A 1,927-nucleotide genomic window follows, 5' to 3' on the forward strand; every position below is an offset into this window, starting at 1 on the left:
CGCACGAACAGGCGCGCGCGGTAGCCCGCCGTCGCCGGCCGCGCCTCGATGGGCACGTCCTCGAGGTAGCGGCGGACGTCGGCGCCGAGCTCCGCGGCGGAGCCGTATCGTCGCTCGGGCTCGAGGCGCAACGCCTTCAGAATGATCGTGTCGAGGTCGCCCTCGAGGTCGCGCCGGGTGGCAGCATCTTGAACGCGCGTGCTCGGTCGGGAGGGCTCGGTGGGGACGCTCGTCGAGAGCGCTGCGAGCTCGCCCTTGTCCTCCGTCGGCAGCGTGCCGGTCAGAAGGCGGTAGAGCAGCACGCCGAGCGCGTAGGCGTCGGTCGCCGTCGAGGGCGACTCGCCCCGGTGCTGCTCCGGCGCCGCGTACGACGGCGTCAACACGCGCTGGCCCGTCCGCGTCAGCCCGTCCCCGTGATCGTCTGAGAGCACGCGGGCGATCCCGAAGTCGAGCAGCTTGACCTGTCGCGTCCCGTCTTCGAGGTCGGTCACCAGCACGTTCGACGGCTTGAGGTCGCGGTGGACGACCAACTGCCGGTGCGCGTAGGCGACCGCGTCGCAGACCTCGACGAACAAGCGGAGCCGCTCGTCGACCTCGAGGCCGAGGCCGTCGCAGTAGTCGGTGATCGGCTCGCCCTCGACCAACTCCATCGCGAAGTACGGCCGGCCGTCGCCGGCTAGGCCGCCGTCCAAGAGCCGGGCGATCCCGGGGTGCTCGAGCCGGGCCAGGATCTGGCGCTCGGCGCGGAACCGCGCCAAGACGGCCTCGGAGTCCATGCCGGGCTTGATCCGCTTGAGCGCCGCCGTCTGCTCGAACCCGTCGGCCCGTTGGGCGCGGTAGACGGCGCCCATCCCGCCGGCCCCGATCCGCTCACCCAATACCCACGGCCCGACCCGCTCGCCGGTCTTCGACGGGACGAGCGCGTCCTCGAGGTCGGCGGGCGCGAGCAGGTCGAGGGCACTGCCGGCGAACACGGTGTGCTGGTCGCGGTCGCCCTCGAGCAGGGCTTCGACCTCTCGGTAGACCTCGAGGTCGTCTCCGCAGACGGAGCGGAGCCAGGCGGTCCGTTCGTCGGGGGGGCGGTCGAGGGCCTGCTCGAAGAGGGTCTGGATCTCCGGCCAGCGGGTGACGGGGTCGTTCATAGAGACGGGAGGCTACGACGAACGCACCAAACCGCTGATCGACCGGTCAGGCCGCCGCGCTATTCCTTGAGCGCGTGGCTCAACCAGGCCTTCGCCACGCGCCAGTCGCGGCGGACGGTCGGCTCGGAGATGCCGAGCGCTCGGGCGATCTCGACCTGGGTGAGGCCGCCGAAGAACGACATCTCGACGACGCGCGCCTGTCGCTCGGACCGCTTCGCCAACTCGCCCAGTGCCTCGTCGAGGGCGAGCAGCTCGTCGGCCCGCGTGACCTTTCCGACCTCGCCTTCTTGGTACGTCACGGCAAAGTCGCCGCCGCCTCGCTTCTCGGCCCGCCGCTTCTTGGCGTAGTTGACCAGGATCCGGCGCATCGCGATCGAGGCGACGCCCAAGAAGTGCGCCCGGCTTTGCCAGCTAACGCGGTCCTGCTTGACCAGCTTGAGGTACGCCTCGTGCGCGAGCGCGGCCGTGTCGAGCGTGTGGCCATCGCGCTCGCCCCGGAGTTGCCGCCGCGCGATCTCCTGGAGCTCGCCGTAGACGTGCGGTAAGATGGCATCGACAGCCTGCGGGTCGCCGGCCTCGAGGTCGGCCAGCATCTCGGTGACGTCGGGTTCAGGCATCGGGAGTGGGCGTCGGTCAAAAAAAGTACGACGCCGATGATCGGTCTAGGCGCAGGCTGGTGCGCTGGGGGTGAGGCGACGTCGCCTCCTCCAAACCTAGACCCTGATTTTTATGACCTACCTCCGAGCCCTCACCGCCATCGCCCTCCTCCCGCTCGTTGCCGCATG

2 protein-coding genes are annotated in these 1,927 nt (G+C 70.3%); both read right to left on the bottom strand.

Translation table 11 applies throughout. The features are described 5' to 3' along the window. A partial coding sequence (locus WBA11_RS15910) for a serine/threonine-protein kinase (RefSeq protein ID WP_424521641.1) occupies positions 1-1,142 on the bottom strand: 1,142 nt, incomplete at its 3' end. Positions 1,143-1,201: 59 nt separating this feature from the next. Continuing rightward, the gene (locus WBA11_RS15915) at positions 1,202-1,759 is read right to left on the bottom strand and encodes a sigma-70 family RNA polymerase sigma factor (protein ID WP_424521642.1); all 558 of its coding nucleotides are present in this window, start codon (positions 1,757-1,759) and stop codon (positions 1,202-1,204) included. Positions 1,760-1,927 lie beyond the last annotated feature (168 nt).

The sequence above is a fragment of the Rubrivirga sp. genome (assembly GCF_049648075.1).
Lineage (GTDB): Bacteria > Bacteroidota > Rhodothermia > Rhodothermales > Rubricoccaceae > Rubrivirga.

What these genes read in the sequence shown, in the direction of transcription:
- WBA11_RS15915 (WP_424521642.1), bottom strand. Translation starts at nt 1,759, where the DNA reads ATGCCTGAACCCGACGTCACCGAGATGCTGGCCGACCTCGAGGCCGGC.